A 20,527-nucleotide genomic window follows, 5' to 3' on the forward strand; every position below is an offset into this window, starting at 1 on the left:
TAGCGGCTCCTGGAGTATGTTCCGGATCCGGCGAGGAAGTGAACAAGCCCACGATGTCCGCCCGCCCACGTCTGCGGCGGCGCGCGCTGGGTAGGGCTGGAGTACCCCGGACCCGCACCCCATCGCCGTACGACGACTAGGAGGCCCCCGTGGCCACGACCACCCCCCTGCCGACCCAGGCCCGCTCCAAACGCGAGGCGGAGCCCTACGAGCTCCACGAGCCGCACGTCTGCGTGTTCAGCGCCGAGGGGCCCTGCGCCGACGTCCCGCTCACCAGCGAACCGCCGCTCCCGGACGCGGCCCCCCTCACCAGCGAGCCGCCCCTCGCCGACGCGGCTCCCCTCACCAGTGAACCCACGTCCCACGGCGCCGCATCGGGGGTCTAGATGACAGAAGACCCAGGGGGTTCGGGCCCGGCGCCCGAGACCCCGCTGGCCCGGCTCGCCGCCCTGCACGGCGTGGCCACCTCCTACAGCCCCTCACCGGACCGTACGGTCGCGGCCTCGGACGGCGCGGTCGTGGCCGTCCTCGCCGCGCTCGACGTCGACGCGAGCACCCCCGAGGCCGTGCGCGCCGCCCTCGCCGCCCGCGAACGGCAGCTCTCCGCACGACTGTTGCCGCCGACCCTGGTCCAGTGGGCCGACGGCGGACCCCCGGTCGCGCTGGCCGCCCTCCCCGAGGGCACCCGGCTGCACGTCGAGACCGAACAAGGTGAACTCCACTCGACGACGGAGCAACTGCCCCCGGGTGTGCACGCGCTGCGCGCCACCGCCCCCGACGGCCGCACCGCCGAGGCCCACCTGGTCGTCGCCCCGGCCCGGCTGCCCGCCCCGCCCGGCCGCACCTACGGCCTCCTCGTCCAGCTCTACTCCCTCCTCTCGCGGCGCAGCTGGGGCATGGGCGACCTCGGTGACCTCGCCGAGCTCTCCGCCTGGGCCGGCCGCGCCCTCGGCGCCGGATTCGTCCAGGTCAACCCGCTGCACGCGGCCGTGCCCGGCGCCCCCACCGACCCCTCCCCGTACCGCCCCTCCTCCCGCCGCTACCCGGACCCCGTCCACCTGCGCGTGGAGGACATCCCGGAGTACCCCTACGCCCTCGCGGAGGCCGCCCCTTCCCCCGACGACCGCGACCGCTTCGGCGCGCTGTCGGAGCGGGCCGCGCGGCTGCGGGACTCCGTGCTGGCCAAGGGTGAGCTGATCGACCGGGACGCGGTGTGGGACCTCAAACGGGAGGCCCTGGAGCTGGTGCGCGCCGTACCGCTCGGTCCCGGGCGCAGAGCCGCGTACTGGGACTTCCTCGCCGAGGAGGGCCAGGCGCTGGAGGACCACGCCACCTGGTGCGCGCTCGCCGAGGTCCACGGCTCCGACTGGTCGCGCTGGCCCGCGGCCCTGCGCGACCCGCGCTCCGCCGAAACCGCCCGCGCGCGCGGCGAGTTGATGGACCGCGTCGACTTCCACACCCGCCTCGCCTGGCTCACCGACGCCCAGCTCGGCACCGCGCAGCGCTCCGCGCGCGACGCCGGCATGCCCATCGGCCTGGTGCACGACCTGGCCGTCGGGGTGCACCCCGGCGGCGCCGACGCCTGGGCCCAGCAGGAGTACTTCGCGGCCGGCATGTCCGTCGGCGCGCCCCCCGACGCCTTCAACTCACGGGGCCAGGACTGGGGCCTGCCGCCCTGGCGCCCCGACCGCCTCGCCGAGTCCGGGTACGCCCCCTACCGGCGCCTCCTGCGCGCCCTGCTGCGCCATGCGGGCGCCCTCCGCATCGACCACGTCATGGGCCTGTTCCGCCTCTGGTGGGTCCCCCAGGGCGAGGCCCCGACCGAGGGCACGTACGTCCGCTACGACGCCGACGCCATGCTCGCGATCCTGGTCCTGGAGGCGGAGCGGGCCGGCGCCCTGGTGATCGGCGAGGACCTGGGCACGGTCGAACCCGGCGTCCGCGAGGCCCTCGACGCCCGCGGGGTGCTGGGCACGTCCGTGCTCTGGTTCGAACGCGACTGGGAGGGCACGGGCCGCCCCCTCCCGCCCGAACGCTGGCGCGCGAACTGTCTCGCCACCGCCACCACGCACGACCTGCCGCCCACCGCCTCCCGGCTGACCTGCGACCACGTCGACCTCCGTCACGGCCTGGGGCTGCTGACCCGCTCCCTGGACGAGGAGCGGGCGGAGGCGGCCGCCGACGCGGGGGAGTGGCTGGCCCTCCTCGCCCGGCTGGGGCTGCTGGACGGGGCCGGCGGGGGCATCTCCACGACCTCCGAGGAGGCGCAGATCCAGGCGCTGCACCGCTTTCTGCTCCGGACCCCCGCGCGCATGATCGGCCTCTGGCTCCCCGACGCGCTCGGCGACCGGCGCCCGCAGAATCTGCCGGGGACGTGGGATCAGTATCCGAACTGGCGTCTGCCGATCGCTGACGCGGCGGGGCGGCCGGTGACGCTGGAGGAACTGGCGGCGTCGCCCCGGTTGCACGCGTTGGTGGATGTGCTGCGGGGGGTGTGAGGGGGCGCCTGGTAGCTCGGGGGTGCGGGGTTCGTGGGCGGGTGCGGGTGAGGTGGGGCTTCTCGCGCAGTTCCCCGCGCCCTTGAGGGCCTACGGCCCTCTCGGGCCGGAACAGCACGGGGCGCAGCCCCTGCTTTTCCAGGGGCGTGGGGAACTGCGCGAGCAACCACGACGCACCCGCACCCGCCCACGAATCCCGCACCCCGAGCTCTTAGGCGCCCGAAAGCCCGCAAGGCGCACCCCCGCCCGCGCGCGGCCCACCCGCGTTCGTTACCTTTAGCGCGTGGACAAGAAGAACGCCCTGCGCGCCGGCGCCCTGGCTGCCGGTACGACGCTGATGATGCTGCTCATGTCGTCCCCCGCCCTCGCGCTGGTGCCCGACGACGGCGACGACCCGGGCCCGGGCCTCAGCGTGATCGAGACGCTCGGCCTCTTCGTCGTCGCGCCGCTCGCCCTGTTCGCGGTGATCACCGGCCTCGTCATGGTCCTGGACGGGTCCACGGACCGTCAGCCGAAGGCCAAGGCCAAGGCGAAGGCCTGACCGCCTCCGCCCCACCCTTCCTCAACACGTTCCGCCGAGGGCACCCTCCGCACACCAGTGCGCCGAGGGGGCCCTCGGCGCGTTGGCTCTGGGCCCGGTCTCCGCGCCCGCCCTACGCCCCGTGAGCCGTGAGATACCGCTGCACCGTCGGCCCCATCCACTCCACGATCTCCTCGCGGCTCAGCGCCACGGCCGGCGGGAACCGCAGGACGTAACGCGTCAGAGCCAGCCCCAGCACCTGTGACGCGCAGAGCGCGGCGCGGGTCCCCGCCTCCTCGGGGCGCGGGCACACATGCCGGGCGAGCGGCAGCAACTGGTCCCGGAAGACCCCCTGCATCCGTTCGGCACCCGCCTGGTTCGTGGTGCCGACCCGGAGCATCGCGGTGAGCATCTCGTTCTCCTCCCAGAGGTCGAGGAAATGGCTCACCAGCACCCGGCCCACCTCCCGCGCGTCGAACGCGCCGGGGTCCGGCAGCCGCAGGTCGACGTCGAGCGCCGCGGCGTACAGCCCCTCCTTCGAGCCGTAGTACCGCATGACCATCGACGGATCGATCCGCGCGTCCTTGGCGATCGCCCGGATGGTGGCCCCGTCGTACCCGTCGGCCGCGAATCGCTCGCGCGCCGCCCGGAGGATCGCGTGCCGGGTCGCGTCGGACCGGCGGGGTGCGGGTGGTGCCGTGTCGTTCATGCCAACAAACGTAGGCCAACAGCTGTTGACAGTCCAGGGCGGCGTCTCTACGTTTGACAACAAGCGTTGGCCAACAACCGTTGACCAACGCGTGTTGGCAGGAGGCCGCCATGAACGGCAAGCGCGACGACGACACCACCCGCACCCCTCGCCCCCAGAAGGTCCGCGACGCCCAGGACGCCCACGACCCCCGCGGCGTCGTCGTGGTGGGCGCCGGCCCCACCGGGCTGCTGCTCGCCGGCGACCTCGCCGCCGCCGGCGTCCCCGTCACCCTCGTCGAGAAGCGCGAGCACCGGATCAGCAACCTCTCCCGGGCCTTCGTCGCACACGCCCGCACCCTGGAGCAGCTCGACGCCCGGGGCCTCGCCGACGAGCTGGAGGCCAGGGGCCGGCGCCTCGACCGCATCGCCCTCTTCGGACGCCTCTCCGTCCGCCTCGACACCCTCCCCTCCCGCTTCAACCACCTCCTGGTGATCCCGCAGTATGAGGTCGAGGAGGTCCTGGAGCGGCGGGCGGTGGAGGCCGGGGTGCGGTTCCGGTACGAGACGGAGGTGACGGCGGTCGTGCAGGGCGAGGGCGAGGGTGAGATCGCGGGCGGCGCCGGGGGTGCGCACGGTGCCGGGAGCACGCACGGTGTCGCGGTCGACGTACGGACGGCGGACGGTGGCACCGACCGGCTGACCGCCGCGTACGTCGTCGGGACGGACGGGCACCGCAGCGCGGTCCGCGAGGCGGTGGGGCTGCCGTTCCCGGGGAAGTCCGTCATCCGTTCCGTGGTCCTCGCGGACGTACGGCTCGACGAACAGCCGGAGGAGGTGCTGACCGCGAACGCCGTCGGCGACGCCTTCGCCTTCATCGCACCCTTCGGCGACGGCTACCACCGGGTCATCGGCTGGCACCGGGGCCGTGACGTCCCCGACAGCGAGCCGCTCGACCTCGACGAGGTCAGGGAGATCACCCGGCTCGCGCTCGGCCGCGACTACGGCATGCGGGACGCCCGCTGGATGTCCCGCTTCCACTGCGACGAGCGCCAGGCCCCCGCGTACCGGGTCGGCCGGGTCTTCCTCGCCGGTGACGCCGCCCATGTGCACACCCCGGCCGGCGGGCAGGGCATGAACACCGGGCTCCAGGACGCCGCCAACCTGGGCTGGAAGCTCGCCGCCGTCCTGGGCGGCCACGCGGACCCCGCCCTTCTCGACAGCTACCAGGCCGAACGCCACCCCGTCGGCAGGGCCGTGCTCCGCAGCAGCGGCGGCATCGTCCGTCTCGCCATGGCCAAGTCCCCCTGGATGCTGGCGCTCCGCACCGCCCTGACCACCTTCGTCAACCACGTCCCCCCGGCCCGCACCCGCGCGATCGGCCAGATCACCGGGATCGGCTACGAGTACCCCGCCCCGCGCGGCGCTCACCGCCTGGTCGGCACCCGTGTGCCGGACGTCGCCCTGTCCACCGGGCGCCTCTACGAGGCCCTGCGCGGCGGCCGCTTCGTCCTCGTCGGCCCGCGCGGCGCGGACCGGTCCACCGCCCCCGACGGCCCCCAGGGCGCGGACGAGTCCCTCGTCCTCGGCGCGCGCAAGGACCGCCTCACCGCGGCGACCTGGACGGGCGACCGCCGCACCACCGTCCTCGTCCGCCCGGACGGCTACGTGGCCTGGGCGGCGGAGGACGCGGACGACGCGGCGGTCGAGGGGGCGCTCGCGCAGTGGGTGGGCGCGGCCGCCTAGCGGGTGGCTCGGGCGGCGCTCAGGACCCGCTCACGCCCCCGTGCCCACCACCAGCAGCCTCAACAGGTCGGCCAGTTGGCCGGCCTGTTCGTCGTTCAGGTGGGCGAGCGCCTCGGTCTGCACGGCGACGCCCGCTCCGGCGGCTTCGTCGATCAGGCGCAGGCCCTCCTCGGTGAGGGTGACCTGGAGGGCGCGGCGGTCGTGCGGGTCGGGGGAGCGGCGCAGGAGGCCCGCGCGTTCGAGCTTGTCGAGGCGGCCGGTCATGCCGCCGGTGGTGAGCATGAGCGTGGCGGAGAGCTGGCGCGGCGAGAGCGTGAACGGCTCGCCGGAGCGCCGCAGGGTCGCGAGCACGTCGAACTCGCCGCGCGAGATCCCGAACCGCCCGTACGTCTTCTCCATCAGGTCGCCGAGGGTCCGGGAGAGCCGGTTGACGCGGCCGAAGACCGCCATGGCGGTGGTGTCGAGGTCGGGCCGGGCGACCGCCCACTGGTCGATGATCGCGTCGACGGGGTCGCGGAGCGGCTGGTCGGGCTCGGAACGCGGGTTCATGAGGTGAGTATCCGACGCCGATGGGTCGGCCGCAAGAAACTGGCTTGACGGAAAGTTACTTAGCGCTAAGCTAATGGAGAGTAAGCTAAATCCTCGGGAAGGACGCGTCCCATGACCGCGCGCAGCGCACACGCCGGGCACACCGCGCACTCCGCACCCGCCGCGAGCCGGCTCTCCCTCATCGCCCTGACCGCGCTCGCCCCCATCTCCTGGGGCACCACCTATGCCGTGACGACGGAGTTCCTGCCGGCCGACCGCCCCCTGTTCACGGGCCTGGTGCGGGCGCTCCCGGCGGGCCTGCTGCTCCTGGCGATCTCCCGCACGCTGCCGCGCGGGATCTGGTGGGGGAAGGCCGCGGTGCTGGGCGCGCTGAACATCGGCGCCTTCTTCCCGCTGCTGTTCCTCTCCGCCTACCGGCTGCCCGGCGGAATGGCGGCGGTCGTCGGCTCGGTCGGCCCGCTCTTCGTCGCGGGACTGGCGACCGTGCTGCTGGGGGAGCGGCCCACCCTGCGCACCCTGCTCACCGGGATCGCCGCCGCCCTCGGCGTCAGCCTGGTCGTCCTGAAGGCGGCGGGCGCGCTGGACCCGGTCGGCGTCGTCGCGGCGCTGGCCTCCACGGCCTCCATGTCCACCGGCACGGTCCTCACCAAGCGCTGGGGCCGCCCGGCCGGTGTCGGGCCCCTCGCCCTCACCGGGTGGCAACTCACCGCGGGCGGCCTGCTGATCGCCCCGCTCGCCCTGCTCGTCGAGGGCGCGCCCCCGGCCCTGGACGGCCGGGCGATCGGCGGTTACCTCTACCTCGCCCTCGCCAACACCGCCGTCTCCTACTGGCTCTGGTTCCGGGGCATCGGCCGTCTCTCCGCCACCCAGGTCACCTTCCTCGGCCCTCTCTCTCCCCTCACGGCGGCCGTGGTCGGCTGGGCGGCGCTCGGTCAGGCCCTCACGCCCCTCCAGCTCCTGGGCATGGCCATCGCCTTCGGCGCGACCGTCCTGGGCCAGCTCCGCCCCCGCCCGACCCGCCCGACCCGCCCGACCGCGCCCAGGACCGGCCCCGCCAAGGACCACCGCTCACCGCGACCGACGACGACGGCGGGGGGCGCCCGGTGAGATCACCGGGCGCCCCCCGCCGTCATGGCGGCGGCTCTCGTCACTCCGAGGGGGCCGCCGCGTCCGCGGCCTGGGCCCGCAGGGCGCGTTCGACGCCCGAGCGGGACTCCGAGACCAGGCGGCGCAGGGCCGCGTTCGGCTCGGCCGTGGCGAGCCAGGTGTCCGTCTTGTGCAGGGTGTCGGCCGAGACCTGGACGGTCGGGTAGAGGCCGACCGCGATCTGCTGGGCGATCTCGTGGGAGCGGGAGTCCCAGATGGACTTGACGACCTCGAAGTACTTGTCGGTGTACGGGGCGAGGAGGTCACGCTGGTCGGTCTGGACGAAGCCGCCGATGACCGCTTCCTGGACCGCGTTGGGGAGCTTGTCCGACTCGACGACCTGCGACCAGGCCTCGGCCTTGGCCTCGGGCGTCGGGCGGGAGGCACGGGCGGTGGCCGCGTGACGCTCACCGGCGGCCGTCCTGTCGCGCTCGTACTCGCCGGCGATCTCCGCCTCGTCGTAGCGGCCCACGGCCGCGAGCCGCTGGACGAACGACCAGCGCAGCTCGGTGTCGACGGCCAGCCCCTCGATCGTCTGCGTCCCCTCCAGCAGGGCCTCCAGAAGGTCCAGCTGCTCGGGGGTGCGGGCGGTCGCGGCGAACGCGCGGGCCCACGCCAGCTGGTGGTCGGAGGCGGCCTCGGCCGCGCGCAGGTGCGCGAGCGTGGCGTCCGTCCAGCGCGTCAGCAGCGCCTCGCGGGCCGTCGGGTCGGCGTACAGCTCGATCGCCAGCTTCACCTGACGGTGCAGCGACTGCACGACACCGATGTCGGACTCCTTGCCGATGCCGGAGAGCACCAGGGACAGGTAGTCGCGGGTCGCGAGCTCGGCGTCGCGGGTCATGTCCCAGGCCGAGGCCCAGCACAGGGCGCGGGGCAGGGAGGACTCGAAGTCGCCGAGGTGCTCGGTGACGAAGGCGAGGGACTGCTCGTCGAGGCGGACCTTGGCGTACGACAGGTCGTCGTCGTTGAGGAGGACCACGGCCGGGCGGCGCCTGCCCACCAGCTGCGGCACGGCGGTCAGTTCACCGTCGACGTCCAGCTCGACCCGCTCGTCACGGACCAGCTTGCCGCTGTCGTCGTCCAGTTCGTACAGGCCGACCGCGATGCGGTGCGGGCGCAGCGTCGGCTCGCCCTTCGCGCCCGTCGGCAGCGCCGGGGCCTCCTGGCGGATCGCGAAGGAGGTGATGACGCCGTGCTCGTCGGTCTCGATCTCCGGGCGCAGGACGTTGATGCCGGCCGTCTCCAGCCACGCCTTCGACCAGGCCTTGAGATCGCGGCCGGAGGTCTCCTCCAGGGCGCCCAGCAGATCGGACAGGCGCGTGTTGCCGAACGCGTGCGCCTTGAAGTACGCCTGCACGCCCCGGAAGAACTCGTCCTGGCCGACGTACGCGACGAGCTGCTTCAGGACGGAAGCACCCTTCGCGTAGGTGATGCCGTCGAAGTTGACGAGGACGTCGTCCAGGTCGTTGATCTCCGCCATGATCGGGTGCGTGGACGGCAGCTGGTCCTGCCGGTACGCCCAGGTCTTCATGGAGTTGGCGAACGTGGTCCAGGAGTGCGGCCAGCGCGAGCCGGGGGCGTCCGCCTGGCAGGCGATCGACGTGTAGGTGGCGAACGACTCGTTCAGCCACAGGTCGTTCCACCACTCCATCGTCACCAGGTCGCCGAACCACATGTGGGCCAGCTCGTGGAGGATGGTCTCGGCGCGGACCTCGTACGCGGCGTCCGTCACCTTCGAGCGGAAGACGTACTGGTCGCGGATGGTCACCGCGCCCGCGTTCTCCATCGCGCCCGCGTTGAACTCCGGTACGAACAGCTGGTCGTACTTCTCGAACGGGTAGGCGTAGTCGAACTTCTCCTGGAACCAGTCGAAGCCCTGCCGGGTGACCTCGAAGATCGCGTCGGAGTCCAGGTACTCGGCGAGCGACGGGCGGCAGTAGATGCCGAGCGGCACGCTCTGGCCGTCCTTCTCGTACACGCTGTGCACCGAGTGGTACGGGCCGACGATGAGCGCCGTGATGTACGTCGAGATCCGGGGCGTCGGCTCGAAGACCCAGACGTCGTCCTTGGGCTCCGGCGTCGGCGAGTTGGAGATGACGGTCCAGCCGGACGGGGCCTTCACGGTGAACTGGAACGTGGCCTTCAGGTCCGGCTGTTCGAACGACGCGAAGACCCGGCGCGCGTCCGGGACCTCGAACTGGGTGTACAGGTAGGCCTGTTCGTCGACCGGGTCGACGAACCGGTGCAGACCCTCACCCGTGTTGGTGTAGGCGCAGTCGGCCACGACCCGCAGGACGTTGCGGCCCTCCAGCAGGCCGGGCAGCGCGATCCGGGAGTCCTCGAAGACCTCCGCCGGGTCCAGCGCGTCACCGTTGAGGGTCACCTCGTGGACGGTCGGGGCCACCAGGTCGATGAAGGACGTGGCGCCGTTCTCCGCGACGTCGAAGCGCACCGTGGTCACGGACCGGTAGGTGCCGCCCTCCTGCGCGCCGGAGAGGTCGAGATCGATCTCGTACGAGTCGACGCTGAGCAGCGCCGCCCGCTGCTGAGCCTCGTCGCGGGTCAGGTTTGTGCCAGGCACGCGGTCATCTCCTCGGTATGTGTGGGTTGCGCCATCCTTCCATGGCACCGGCGGCGAGCGCGATGTCCGTTTCCCGCGCCGACACGGCGCCGCTCACCCGACGACCGGGGCACCCGAGCGAGCCGTTCACAGCAGAGGAGGAAGGAGCGGACGGGGCCGATCCGATGCCGTACCGCACATACCGGCGGGGCGGCCGCCCCGGGTGGGGTGGCCGCCCCGTCAGGACGTGAGGTGCGCCTACTTCTCGCTCAGCTCCGCCGCCACCAGCTCCGCGATCTGGACCGCGTTCAGCGCGGCGCCCTTGCGGAGGTTGTCGCTGGAGACGAACAGGGCGAGGCCGTTGTCCACGGTCTCGTCGGCGCGGATGCGGCCGACGAAGGAGGGGTCCTGGCCGGCGGCCTGGAGGGGGGTCGGGATGTCGGAGAGGGCGACGCCCGGGGCACCGGCCAGCAGCTCGGTCGCGCGCTCCACGCTGATCGGGCGGGCGAAGCGGGCGTTGACCTGGAGGGAGTGCCCGGAGAAGACCGGGACACGGACACAGGTGCCGGAGACCTTGAGACCGGGGATCTCCAGGATCTTGCGGGACTCGTGGCGGAGCTTCTGCTCCTCGTCCGTCTCGTGCAGACCGTCGTCGACGATCGAACCCGCGAGCGGGAGCACGTTGAAGGCGATGGGCCGCTTGTAGACGCCGGGCTCGGGGAAGTCGACCGCCGAGCCGTCGTGCGTCAGCTTGTCCGCGTCGGCCGCGACCTTCTGGACCTGGCCGTGCAGCTCGGCGACGCCCGCGAGACCGGAGCCGGAGACCGCCTGGTAGGTGGCGACGACCAGCGCTTCGAGGCCCGCCTCCTCGTGCAGCGGACGCAGGACCGGCATGGCGGCCATCGTCGTGCAGTTCGGGTTGGCGATGATGCCCTTGGGGCGGTCCGCGATCGCGTGCGGGTTCACCTCGGAGACCACGAGGGGCACCTCGGGGTCGCGGCGCCACGCGGAGGAGTTGTCGATCACGACCGCGCCCTGCGAGGCCACCTTCTCGGCCAGCGCCTTCGAGGTCGCGCCGCCCGCGGAGAACAGGACGATGTCGAGGCCGGAGTAGTCGGCGGTCGCCGCGTCCTCGACCGTCACGCCGTCGATGACCGAACCGGCCGAGCGGGCGGACGCGAACAGGCGCAGCTCGCGCGTCGGGAAGTCGCGGTCCTTGAGGATCTTGCGCATGACCGTGCCGACCTGACCGGTGGCTCCGACGATTCCGACCCTCACGGCGACTCCTTTGACGTGGCTTGTGTGTGTCTGCGGCATGGCCGAGGCCTTTCCATCATGCGGTCAGCCCGGGTCCGCCTGTCCAATCCTTTGACCGGAACGCCCAAGGGACGGGACGGCCCCGCCCCCGCCAGGGGAGCCGCTTCTTCGGGTGGCACCCCTGCTGAGCTGGAGAAATTCGCCCTACGGCGGCTCCGTGCCGCAAGCTGTGCTGCCTCGCCCCTGCCCACGCCGACCGGGTGCACGCGAAGGTGTGACGTACGCCTCTGCGCCGAACCGTGAAAGACGTGCCGAACCCGCCGAACGTTTCGGCCCGCGGCGGCGTCGTAGGGGAAACGCGGGAGGGGAGGGGTGGCTGTGCTGCGCAGAAAGGCGCGCCACGTCCAGGGGGTCCAGGAGCCGGACGACCCACTGGACGCGGCCCAGGAGCGGCGGGTGCGTGCCGTGCTCGCGCTCGGCGGTGTGCCGCAGTCGGACCTGCTGGACGGGGTACAGCAGGTACGGCTGCGGCTGCTGGAGCGGGCCGCGAGCGGCCGGGAGGCGCCGCGGGACGTGTCCGCGTGGGCGGCGGTGGTCGCCTCCAACCTGGCGATGGACTGGCACCGCGCCAAGCGCCGCCAGGAGCGCCTGGGGGAGCGGCTCGCCTCGCTGCGCCAGCACGAGCACCCCTCGGGCGAGGACTCCAGCGTGCTCTCGCTCGCCGTCGCCCGAGGCCTGGACGAGCTGCCCGACGCCCTGCGTCAGGTCCTCGTCCTGCGCTTCTACGCCGACCTGCCGGTACGCGGGATCGCCGACGAGCTCGGCATCCCCGAGGGCACGGTCAAGAGCAGGCTCCACTCGGCGGTCCGCGCCCTGCGTACCCGCCTGCACGAGGACGAGGTGGTGTGACATGACCGCCCGGGACGACAGCCGACGCGACACCGAGCAGGAGGCGCTCCGCGCCCACGAGGGCCCTCCGCCCGACGGCCACGGCCACGACGGCCACGGACAGGACGGCCACGGACAGGACGGGCCCGCGCACGACGAGCCCACGTACGACGGGCCCACGCACGACGGCACCGCCTACGCCGGCATGGACGCGCTGATGGCGGCCCTTCTCGACGAACCGTTGCCCGAGGACGCCCTGCGGGACGCCGAGTACGTGGCGTCCCACGAGGCGGCCGTCGCCGACCTCGCACTGCTGCGGGAGCAGCTGGGGCTGATCGGCGAGGCGCTGGCGGCGCCGGGCGAGGACGCCGCGACCGGGGTCGCGCCGGGGCGAGTGGGGGCCGCGCGGCCGGGGGACACGGCCGGTGCCGAGACGGAACCCGGGCCGGTGTCCGGGCCCGCGTCGGCCCCCACCGCGTCGGTGACCCCCCTGCCGTCGCGGCCGTCCCGCGCCCGGCGCGCGCTGCGGATCACCGGTGGCACCCTCGCCGCCGCGGCCGCCGCCTCCGTGGTCCTCGTCATCGGCTGGGGGGTCATGCAGACCGGTGACGGGGCGGACGGGGCGGACAGCGCGAAGTCGTCCGACGCCAGTGTCTCCGAGCAGTCGAGCGGGGACACCGGCAAGCACGACAACGGCGGCCGGGGGGACGACTCCGCCTCGCTCAGCCGGGAGGGGTACGTGGCCTGCGCCCGCACGATCGTGGAGGGCACCGTCACCGAGGTCGAACCCGTGCCGGGGGCCGAGCAGGACCGGATCACGGTGGAGGTGGACCACTGGATCAAGCCCGACAAGGGCGAGGACCGGATCGTCTTCCCGATGAGCCAGGACGTCGACCCCCGTCTGAAGAAGGGCGACCACGTCCTCCTCGGCATCCCCCGGGACAGCGCGCAGCCGGACATCTGGACCACGAAGGACGCGGAGATCGCCCGCGAGCGGGCCTGGATCGAGGCGGCGCTGCCGGAGTCGGAGCGGATCAAGTGCGGAGGCTGACCCGCTGAACGAACGGCGAAGCCGGAGGGGGAGCAGAGCGAAGGGGCGGGTGTCCATCCGGACACCCGCCCCTCCGTTCGCCTCAGTACGGCTCACTCACTACCGACGCACTACGGCGTGACCTTCTCGATCCGCACGCTGCCGGTGCCCGCGGCGGTGCCCCGCGCGTTCACCAGCTGCACCTGGCCGAAGAACTCCCGGCCGGCCGGGGCCTCGGCGGCCGCGACGACGTCACCGGAGACGGTGGCCGATGCGCCCGTGCCGAGCTTGACGGCGGTGTCCGCGACCTTCACCTCGCCGAGGGCGGAGGAGAAGAAGACGTCGCGGTAGTCGTACGCGGTCGACCCGGCCGGAACCGCGTAGCCGACGACCTCGATGGTGTACGTACCGGCGGCCGGCTTCGGCACGGAGACGGACTCCTCGGAGTCACCGTCCGCGGAGCTCCCGACCTCGGTGCCCGCGGCGTCGTAGACGTACAGGTCCAGGTCGGCGCCCGTGTCCGCCGTGTTGCCGATGGTGACGTCCAGGGACTCGGCGCCCGCGGGCACCTCGACCGTGGTGGTCTGGGTGACACCGGTGGCGATGGTCGGCCGGTCGGTCTTGGCCGAGCCCAGCGGGCCGCCCACCAGCTTGCCGTCGACGGGGGCGAGAGCGTTGGTCACCTTCCAGGTGGCGGCGGTCGGGGTGCCGACCTTGGCCTCGGGGACGGTGACGACCTCAGGGTCGAAGCTCGCGCCGTAGACCGCGAAGTTCAGCTTGTAGGGGTTGTCGAGCAGCGGCGACGTACGGCGCGACTCGACCTCGATCTCCCAGACACCGGGCTGCGGGTTGGCGTACGAGCGCACGTCCGGCTTGCAGCCGTTGCCGTCGAGGTAGTTGTTGTAGCAGGACAGCGAGCTGGTGCTCTCGACCGCCAGGCCGTACGGGTGGTTGGCGATGAACCGGGTCTGGCTCTTGTCCTTCAGCCCGCTGATCGCGACCTCGAGGGTCTTGGCGCCCTCGGGGACGGTGATGAAGTACGACTTGAAGGAGTTGCGCTGGACCGTGCCGGACGCCGAGTGGGTGTACTTCAGCGGCGTGGACGCGACCACCGTGTTGAGGACCTGCCGGTCGATGCCGACGGTCTTCGGGTCGTCGATCTCCAGGATCGCGCTGCTGATGCCGGAGTTCTCCGGCTTGGCGGCGATCTTCACGGTGACCGGCTTGTTGAGCGGCAGGGAGACCTCGTCGTCGCCGACGATCCGGAACGTGTCGTCCCGGTTGTTCTCCAGGTGCAGCTCGTGGCGGATCGCCTTGTCGGCGCCGGAGGTACGGGTGACGGTCACCTCGTACGTCTTCTTCTGCCCGACCTTCAGGCCGCCCTCACGGTCGTAGATGCCGGTGCCGAAGCCCGGCGTCTTCAGCGCGAAGTCGATCGCGGTGTCGACGGGTGCCTTGACCGAGTACTCGTGCGCGGTCGCGCCCTTCTTGATCGACTTCCACGCGTCGACGATGTTCATCAGGCCCGCGCCCTCGGCGTACGCCTGGACGCCGCTGATGTGGTCGGCGGTCGAGGTCAGCGCGGTGCGCAGCTTCACGGGCGTCAGGTCGATGCCCTTCTGCTTCGCGGCGCTGAGCAGCAGCGCGGAGGCGCCGGCCGCCTGCGGGGAGGACATCGAGGTGCCGTTGAGCATCTGGTAGCCGGCCGGGAGCGTGTAGCCCGCCTCGGGGGCGATGACGCCCGGCAGCCAGGTCTGCGCGGTGTTGACCGCGGCACCGGGCGCCACCAGGGTCGGCGTGAAGCCGCCGTCCTCACGCGGGCCGCGCGAGGAGAAGTTGAACAGCTGGTAGTCCTTGGCGACCTGCGAGCCGTAGTTGGAGGCCCAGGTCTCCTTGGAGATGGCCGCGCCGACCGAGATGACCTTGTCGGCCAGGCCAGGGTCGCCGATCGTGTTGGCACCCGGACCGGAGTTGCCGGCCGAGATGACCAGCTGGACGCCGTAGGTGTCGATGAGGCGCGTGTAGAGCTCGGCGCGCGCGTTGTTGCCGTCGTTCAGTGCCGGGAGGCCGCCGATCGACATGTTGACGATGTCGACACCGCGGTTGACGACGAGGTCGATCATGCCCTCGGTGAGCGCCACGTTGGTGCAGCCGGGGCCGAACTCGCAGGCGCGGGAGGAGACGATCTGCGCGCCGGGAGCGGCGCCGTTCATCTTCCCGCCGAACAGGCCCTTCGCGGCGGTGATGCCGGCGACGTGGGTGCCGTGCTCGCTGGAGATGAGACCGATGTTGACGAAGTCGGCCTTCTTGCCGACCCAGTCGCCCCCGAAGGGGTCCATCGGGACGTCCTTGCGGTACTCCACGACGAACGGCTGGCGCTCGGCGACGTCGGTCGACGGGTCGTCGGTGCCGAAGTAGCCGATCTGGTAGCCGTCCTTGTACGGCTTCATCGGCTTGTCGTCGGTGAAGTCGAAGTTCTGGTTGACGTCGACGGTGACCGTGCCGGCCGCCGCGTCGTAGAGCACGCCCCACGTGTCGGTGGTGTCGCCGTCGCGGTTCACGTCGCCCGCCGCGTCACCGGCCGCCGTGATCGACTCACGGAAGAGGTTGACGGAGTACGAGCCCGCGGGCGCAGTCCAGGTCCGGCCGCCGTAGGTGAAGGTGGGACCGGCGACCGAGTTCGTCATCGGGCGCCAGCTGCCGTCGCCGTCGACGATCGGGTCGGTGGACGTCACCCAGTCGACGATCTTGCGCTCGCCGGTGGTGGTCTTCTGCAGCGCGGGGTGCCCGAGGTCGACGCCGGAGTCCAGGACGCCGATGGTGATGCCCCGGCCGTCCGCCTTCGGGTTCTGCTTCACGAAGTCGACGGCGCCCGTCTCGAAGGACGGGTTGTACGGGTTCTCGGCCGGGGTGTTCTTGCCCGGAGCCGGGTAGGTCTTCGCCGTCGTGGCCTGCGACTTCGCGTCCTTGTCCGAGACCGGCGAGGGGTCGTCGAGGACGATCTCCTGGCGCAGGTCGATGCCCTGGACGGAGGAGAGCTTCGCGGCGGCCGAGATGGCCGAGTCGGCGCTCTTGGTCGGGACCGTGGCGCGGACGTAGCCGAGCTTGTCGTAGGTACGGCCCACGGAGCTGCCCTTGACCGCGTCCAGCTGCTCGGCGACCTGTTCGGTCTTGCCGGGCGTGGTGGCGATCATCATCGTGACGTTCTTGTCGCCGTCGGCCTTGGCCTCGGCGAGCAGATCGGCGTCGGTCGAACCGAGCTTGTCGTGCGCGGACTTGACGCCGCCGTCCGCCGGGACGGCGGCGGACGGGTCGTCCGCCGAGAAGGCCATGGGTATCGGCCCGGCCGCGGAGAGCGCGGCGACCAGTCCCGCGGCCACGGCTATCCGGGCCACGCGTCTCGCACCCGGGCCAGAGCCGGGGTGGGGGGTGAGGGTCATCAGCATCCCTGTAGGTAAGGAATTCAGGTGAGAACGAACATTGATGATCCGAGCGGCGGGTTCGGATCGGTCCGGTCCGTTATGCGGTGCCGGATGATCGCTCAGCCTTACCGAAGTGACACATGTTTGGGGAGGGTTGACCGAGGCGGGATTGTGTCATGGCGTAAACCCGCCACCCGGCATGGGGGCGATGACCGTGCATGAGCGGACATTTTGGCTAACGTCTGTGCATGCGCCAGGAGTTGAGGGTGGCGGCCTACGCCGTCTGTGTACGCGACGGACAGCTGCTGCTGGCCCGCTGGGTCGCCAAGGACACCGGGGAGAAGCGGTGGACCCTGCCCGGCGGCGGCATGGACCACGGCGAGGACCCCTACGCCACGGTCGTCCGGGAGGCCGCCGAGGAGACCGGCTACACCGTCGAGCCCACGGTCCTCCTCGGCATCGACACCGGCCGGCGCACCTACGCCCGCCGCCTCGGCGCCCGCGCCGACCACCAGGCCCTCCGCATCGTCTACGAGGCCCGTGTCACCGGCGGCGACCTCCGCCACGAGACCAACGGCTCCACGGACATGGCCGCCTGGCACCCCCTGGACGAGATCCCGACCCTGGAGCGGGTGGGCCTGGTGGACGTGGGCCTACGCCTGTGGCGGGAACGCCCGGAGAACGGCCACCTGATACCACCGGTGACCCTTTAGCGGCGCGGGGCAGTACTGAACATGCGGCTACCGCCGCGGGGCGCGGGCGACCACCACGCACCCGCAGATACATCATCACCGAAGCTCCCACGGCGAACAGGTGCCCTACCCCATCAGATGAACATGGAGTGACCCCTTCCCGGCCCTCTTCCTCACATTCGGGAACCCCCAGGGGACGCACCCCGCCCCCGAAGATCGACGTACGGTGATCGGCGCCACCCGTTGCGACGTCGTTAACGTCCAGGCCACCCCCGCTGCCAAGCATCGAGGAAGAGCGGGAACCCCACTCCGGCCCCCACCGCGGAGCGGCCCCGCGACCACTTCCGACGCGTTCGCACTCGGGGAGACCGCGCCATGTCGCGCATACGCTCAGTCGCTGCCGCCGCCACCAACCCTGACCGCCGGGCCTTCCTCGCCGCCACCGGCGCGGTCGGCCTCGCCGCGGGCGTCGGCTTCGCCCTGCGGCCGGAGACCGAAGCCCACGCCGCCGCCTCCACCGCCGGCCGTGCCGCGGCCACCGAGGTCCCCTTGGCCAACCTCTCCAACAGAGAGGCCCCGGCCGCGCCCCTCGCGCCGTACACCCGGGGCACCACCCTCGCCTCGGTCGCCGCGCCCCGCGGCTCCTCCGGCTACCGCCGCCTCGGCTCCGGCCCGGCCTGGGCGCGGGTCGTGCGCGGCGACCTCGCCACCCCCAAGGCCGGCCGCGAGAAGCGCCGTACGACCCTGGCGTCCTTCGTGCAGTTCACCGATCTGCACGTGGTCGATGTCCAGCACCCGCTGCGCTACGAGTACCTGCGCGCCCAGACCGCCAGCGCGTGGCGGCCCCAGGAGGCGCTGTCCGTGGCCGGCGCCGTCTCGCTCGTCGAGCGGGTGAACGCGCTGCGCGGCGCCCCGGTGACCGGCTCCCCGCTCCACTTCGTGATGACGACCGGCGACAACACCGACAACAACTCCCGCACGGAACTGGACTGGTTCCTGAAGGTGATGAGCGGCGGCCGTGTCACCCCCAACTCCGGTGACCCGCGCCGCTACGAGGGCGTCCAGAACAGCGGCCTGAAGCTCTACTGGCAGCCCGACGCGGCCCTGCGCGACGCCGACAAGCAACTCGGCTTCCCCCGCCTGGACGGCTTCCTGGCCGCCGCGATCCGCGAGGTCAACAGCCCCGGCCTGAACGTCCCCTGGTACTCCACGGTCGGCAACCACGACTCCCTCCCGGGCGGCTGCTACGCCCCCGGCGACTCCTTCTTCGCGGACTTCGCGGTCGGCGGCAAGAAGCTGATGACGCTGGACGAGCAGGTCGGCAAGGCCCTCTGGGACAACGTCAAGAGCGGCGGCGACCCCAAGGGCGCCGACTGGAAGGCCGTCCTCAAGGCCCAGGCGAAGAAGATGCGTTCGGTCACCCCGGACGAGAACCGCGCCCCCTTCACCCCGCAGGAGTACCTCCGGGCCCACCTGGACCCGGCCCACACCGGCCCCGGCCCGGTCGGCCACGGCTACTCGCAGGCCAACCTCGACGCCCGCACCCAGTACTACGCCTTCCGCGTCGCCGACGACGTCATCGGCATCAGCCTCGACTCCACCGACCCCGGCGGGCACTACGAGGGCTCGCTCGGCACGGCCCAACTCAAGTGGCTGGACCGTACGTTGAAGGAGGCGGCCAAGGACGGCTCGTACGCCGTCGTCTTCAGCCACCACACCAGCAAGTCGATGCGCAACCTGCGCAAGGACCCCGCCCGCCCCACGGAGGCCCGGCACGGCGGCGACGAGGTACTGGCCCTGCTCGGCCGCCACCGCAACGTACTGGCCTGGGTGAACGGTCACAGCCACCGCAACCGCATCACCCCGCACTCGGCATCGGGCGGCGGCTCGTTCTGGGAGATCTCCACGGCCTCCCACATCGACTTCCCCCAACTCGCCCGCGTCATCGAGCTGGTGGACAACAAGGACGGCACGCTCTCCGTCTTCACCACCCTGATCGAATCGGCCGCCCCGCACGCCACCGACTTCACGGACCTCTCGCAGACCGGCCTCGCCGCCCTCTACCGTGAGCTCTCCTACAACGCCCCCGGCCGCCGCGACACCCTCACCGGCAAGGCCGGCGACCGCAACACCGAGCTGGTCCTCCGCAAGGGCTGAAACACGCTCAACCGGTGTCGACCCGCTCAACCCGGGTCTGCGATGCCGTGTCCCCTTTCGCGACCGGACGTTCTCGGAGTCACCGAGAGGACCGGGCGAAGGGGGAGAACCACATGTCAGCAGGTACGACACGCACAGCACACGCGGTCCGCACAGCCCGCACGGGACGCAGGACCCGTACGGCACGCGCGGGTCTCGTGGCCGCCACCGCCGTCGTCGCGGCGCTGGCGCTCGCCGCTCCGGCGGTCGCGGCGGCACCCGCCGCCGCGTCGGCCGGAGGCGACCACCGCGCGACGCGGAAGGCCATGGACGCCAATGTCGAGGACGGCGTCGTCGGCATCGCGGCCCAGGCGAAGGACGAACGCGGTGTCTGGAAGGCGACGTCGGGCGTGGGCGACCTCAGGACGGGCAAGCCACGCTCGGCCCACGACCACTTCCGCGTCGGCAGCATCACCAAGACCTTCACCGCCACCGTGCTGCTCCAACTGGCGGCCGAGGGCAGGCTGTCGATGGACGACACGGTGGAGAAATGGCTGCCGGGCGTGGTGCGCGGCAAGGGCCACGACGGCCGCCGGGTGACGCTGCGCCAACTCCTCAACCACACCAGCGGAATCGCCGAGTACACCTCGGACGAGCAGTTCGTGAAGGACGTGTTCCTCGCCGAGGGGTTCCTCAAGAACCGTTACCGCACCTGGACCCCGCGCCAACTGGTCGGCATCGCCATGAAGCACGAGCCGACCTTCGCCCCGGGCACCGACTGGAGCTACTCCAACACCAACTACGTCCTCGCCGGCCTGGTGATCGAGAAGGCCACCGGCAACCCGTACGGCGACGAGGTCCGCGCCCGGATCATCGAACCCCTCGGCCTGCGCGACACGAAGGTCCCCGGCACCGTCCCCACCCTCCCCGGCCCGCACAGCCGCGCCTACTCCAAGCTGGCGGAGACGCCGGAGGGCAGGACGTACGACGCGACGCCGCTCAACCCCTCGATCGCCGGCGCCGCGGGCGAGATGATCTCCGACGCAGACGACCTCAACAGCTTCTACTCCGCCCTGCTGCGCGGCAAGCTCCTCCCGAGGAAGCAGCTCGCCGAGATGAAGACCGTCGTCCCCGTCGACGGCGACCGCGGAGGCTACGGCCTCGGCCTCATCACCTACACACTCTCCTGCGGCGTCCGGCTCTGGGGCCACAGCGGCGGCATCCACGGCTCCCTCTCCGAGACCGCCACCACCGCCGACGGCCGCCACACCCTCACCTACAACTTCAACAGCGACTGGACGGGCGACAGCCTGCCGATCATGGAGGCGGAGTTCTGCACGAAGTAGCCCCCGCCCTGACATGAGGAAGGGCCGCCGAGGTGATCGGCGGCCCTTCC

The 20,527-nt window shown here is 72.2% G+C and carries 15 protein-coding genes; 10 read left to right on the forward strand and 5 right to left on the reverse strand.

Annotation, left to right across the window (positions count from 1 at the left end; genetic code table 11):
* Window positions 1-149 precede the first annotated feature (149 nt).
* The 3 genes from ACZ9QC_RS27925 (at window position 150) to ACZ9QC_RS27935 (ending at window position 3,039) form a co-directional block, all read left to right on the forward strand.
* Window positions 150-386, forward strand: coding sequence for a hypothetical protein (locus ACZ9QC_RS27925; protein WP_215455510.1), 237 nt, complete (start codon window positions 150-152; stop codon window positions 384-386).
* Entirely contained in the window at window positions 387-2,498 is a 2,112-nt protein-coding gene (malQ, locus tag ACZ9QC_RS27930) for a 4-alpha-glucanotransferase (protein ID WP_472915632.1), read from the forward strand.
* Between the two features lie 283 nt (window positions 2,499-2,781).
* Entirely contained in the window at window positions 2,782-3,039 is a 258-nt protein-coding gene (locus ACZ9QC_RS27935) for a hypothetical protein (RefSeq protein WP_472915633.1), read from the forward strand.
* A gap of 112 nt (window positions 3,040-3,151) precedes the next feature.
* On the opposite strand, the gene ACZ9QC_RS27940 is transcribed toward ACZ9QC_RS27935, so the two are convergent.
* On the reverse strand, window positions 3,152-3,727 hold the full coding sequence (locus ACZ9QC_RS27940; protein ID WP_472915634.1) for a TetR/AcrR family transcriptional regulator: 576 nt from the start codon (window positions 3,725-3,727) through the stop codon (window positions 3,152-3,154).
* Between the two features lie 110 nt (window positions 3,728-3,837).
* Between ACZ9QC_RS27940 and ACZ9QC_RS27945 the strand changes: the two genes are divergently transcribed.
* Entirely contained in the window at window positions 3,838-5,451 is a 1,614-nt protein-coding gene (locus tag ACZ9QC_RS27945; protein ID WP_472915635.1) for an FAD-dependent monooxygenase, read from the forward strand.
* Window positions 5,452-5,481: 30 nt separating this feature from the next.
* Here the strand turns inward: ACZ9QC_RS27945 and ACZ9QC_RS27950 are convergent, their stop codons facing one another.
* The gene (locus tag ACZ9QC_RS27950) at window positions 5,482-6,000 is read right to left on the reverse strand and encodes a MarR family winged helix-turn-helix transcriptional regulator (protein ID WP_472915636.1); all 519 of its coding nucleotides are present in this window, start codon (window positions 5,998-6,000) and stop codon (window positions 5,482-5,484) included.
* 111 nt (window positions 6,001-6,111) lie between these two features.
* Between ACZ9QC_RS27950 and ACZ9QC_RS27955 the strand changes: the two genes are divergently transcribed.
* Window positions 6,112-7,107 (forward strand): EamA family transporter, encoded by a 996-nt coding sequence (locus ACZ9QC_RS27955; protein WP_472915637.1) that lies wholly within the window; start codon window positions 6,112-6,114, stop codon window positions 7,105-7,107.
* 40 nt (window positions 7,108-7,147) lie between these two features.
* Here the strand turns inward: ACZ9QC_RS27955 and pepN are convergent, their stop codons facing one another.
* The gene (gene pepN / locus ACZ9QC_RS27960) at window positions 7,148-9,727 is read right to left on the reverse strand and encodes an aminopeptidase N (protein ID WP_472915638.1); all 2,580 of its coding nucleotides are present in this window, start codon (window positions 9,725-9,727) and stop codon (window positions 7,148-7,150) included.
* A gap of 237 nt (window positions 9,728-9,964) precedes the next feature.
* Window positions 9,965-10,984: an aspartate-semialdehyde dehydrogenase gene (locus ACZ9QC_RS27965; RefSeq protein ID WP_472915639.1), complete on the reverse strand. Its 1,020-nt coding sequence runs from the start codon at window positions 10,982-10,984 to the stop codon at window positions 9,965-9,967.
* Between the two features lie 357 nt (window positions 10,985-11,341).
* Here ACZ9QC_RS27965 and ACZ9QC_RS27970 point away from each other — a divergent pair, with 357 nt between their 5' ends.
* Window positions 11,342-11,872 (forward strand): RNA polymerase sigma factor, encoded by a 531-nt coding sequence (locus ACZ9QC_RS27970; protein ID WP_374116909.1) that lies wholly within the window; start codon window positions 11,342-11,344, stop codon window positions 11,870-11,872.
* A 1-nt stretch (window position 11,873) separates the two neighbouring features.
* The gene (locus tag ACZ9QC_RS27975) at window positions 11,874-12,902 is read left to right on the forward strand and encodes a hypothetical protein (RefSeq protein WP_472915640.1); all 1,029 of its coding nucleotides are present in this window, start codon (window positions 11,874-11,876) and stop codon (window positions 12,900-12,902) included.
* A gap of 110 nt (window positions 12,903-13,012) precedes the next feature.
* Here the strand turns inward: ACZ9QC_RS27975 and ACZ9QC_RS27980 are convergent, their stop codons facing one another.
* On the reverse strand, window positions 13,013-16,327 hold the full coding sequence (locus tag ACZ9QC_RS27980) for a S8 family serine peptidase (RefSeq protein ID WP_472915641.1): 3,315 nt from the start codon (window positions 16,325-16,327) through the stop codon (window positions 13,013-13,015).
* Between the two features lie 224 nt (window positions 16,328-16,551).
* Here ACZ9QC_RS27980 and ACZ9QC_RS27985 point away from each other — a divergent pair, with 224 nt between their 5' ends.
* From ACZ9QC_RS27985 to ACZ9QC_RS27995, 3 genes are all read left to right on the forward strand, one after another.
* Window positions 16,552-17,016 carry an NUDIX hydrolase gene (locus tag ACZ9QC_RS27985; protein ID WP_472915642.1) on the forward strand — a complete coding sequence of 155 codons (465 nt, stop codon included), beginning with the start codon at window positions 16,552-16,554 and terminating at the stop codon, window positions 17,014-17,016.
* 354 nt (window positions 17,017-17,370) lie between these two features.
* Window positions 17,371-19,152 (forward strand): TIGR03767 family metallophosphoesterase, encoded by a 1,782-nt coding sequence (locus ACZ9QC_RS27990; protein WP_472915643.1) that lies wholly within the window; start codon window positions 17,371-17,373, stop codon window positions 19,150-19,152.
* 113 nt (window positions 19,153-19,265) lie between these two features.
* Window positions 19,266-20,477: a serine hydrolase domain-containing protein gene (locus ACZ9QC_RS27995; protein WP_472915644.1), complete on the forward strand. Its 1,212-nt coding sequence runs from the start codon at window positions 19,266-19,268 to the stop codon at window positions 20,475-20,477.
* Window positions 20,478-20,527 lie beyond the last annotated feature (50 nt).

It is taken from the genome of Streptomyces sp. HUAS MS02, from assembly GCF_055702265.1.

Coding starts and splice junctions, on each gene's coding strand:
- ACZ9QC_RS27945 (WP_472915635.1), top strand. CDS start 3,838: ATGAACGGCAAGCGCGACGACGACACCACCCGCACCCCTCGCCCCCAG.
- ACZ9QC_RS27975 (WP_472915640.1), top strand. CDS start 11,874: ATGACCGCCCGGGACGACAGCCGACGCGACACCGAGCAGGAGGCGCTC.
- ACZ9QC_RS27995 (WP_472915644.1), top strand. CDS start 19,266: ATGTCAGCAGGTACGACACGCACAGCACACGCGGTCCGCACAGCCCGC.
- ACZ9QC_RS27985 (WP_472915642.1), top strand. CDS start 16,552: ATGCGCCAGGAGTTGAGGGTGGCGGCCTACGCCGTCTGTGTACGCGAC.
- ACZ9QC_RS27955 (WP_472915637.1), top strand. CDS start 6,112: ATGACCGCGCGCAGCGCACACGCCGGGCACACCGCGCACTCCGCACCC.
- ACZ9QC_RS27990 (WP_472915643.1), top strand. CDS start 17,371: ATGTCGCGCATACGCTCAGTCGCTGCCGCCGCCACCAACCCTGACCGC.
- ACZ9QC_RS27950 (WP_472915636.1), bottom strand. CDS start 6,000: ATGAACCCGCGTTCCGAGCCCGACCAGCCGCTCCGCGACCCCGTCGAC.
- malQ (WP_472915632.1), top strand. CDS start 387: ATGACAGAAGACCCAGGGGGTTCGGGCCCGGCGCCCGAGACCCCGCTG.
- ACZ9QC_RS27940 (WP_472915634.1), bottom strand. CDS start 3,727: ATGAACGACACGGCACCACCCGCACCCCGCCGGTCCGACGCGACCCGG.
- ACZ9QC_RS27980 (WP_472915641.1), bottom strand. CDS start 16,327: ATGCTGATGACCCTCACCCCCCACCCCGGCTCTGGCCCGGGTGCGAGA.